This is a genomic window from Proteiniphilum sp. UBA5463, from assembly GCF_002427225.1.
Taxonomy (GTDB): domain Bacteria; phylum Bacteroidota; class Bacteroidia; order Bacteroidales; family Dysgonomonadaceae; genus Proteiniphilum; species Proteiniphilum propionicum.
Map to the genome: position 1 here is coordinate 12,134 of NZ_DIQL01000002.1, position 466 is coordinate 12,599.

Consider the following 466-nt stretch of genomic DNA (forward strand, 5'->3'; position numbering starts at 1 on the left):
ATGGTCTTCCCCTACAGGTGCAAGAGTACCATGCTGATGCAGCGTAACGTGAGCACTTTGGTTTCGGACGAGGACAAGGCTATATTTTGGTAGGTAAAGGTAGATGTGAAGCAAGTAAAAATTCTTGCAGCTTATCGTGAATGCCCGGTTGTTCTTTAGCGTAATAGATGATAAATTGTAGGAGTTCCTCCCGGGAACACATCCACAAAAGATCGGTCAGTTTCTCCTCAGGCGCTTTTGCTACCTGTCGGATGTCTCTCTGGTATGTTTCCATTGTCCGTACTTGTTTTAACGTTAAGTTAAGTCAAGTATATTTTTAGCGTTCGTCGCATTCCTGCAATCGGTCCAATTTCGTTCTCAGGTATAGGATTTCTTCTCTCAGCCAGGTAATTTCCCGGTCTTTGGCAGCGGTCAGTTCATCCGCTGCTTTTTTGGGAATATAGTCGTGGAAAAAGACCTGCAGGAT

1 protein-coding gene is annotated in these 466 nt (G+C 44.6%); it reads right to left on the reverse strand.

The annotated features are described in order from the left end of the window. Nucleotides 1-79 precede the first annotated feature (79 nt). Nucleotides 80-274, reverse strand: a complete 195-nt coding sequence (locus B3B27_RS00615; protein ID WP_238866061.1) for a hypothetical protein — start codon at nt 272-274, stop codon at nt 80-82. Nucleotides 275-466: the final 192 nt, after the last annotated feature.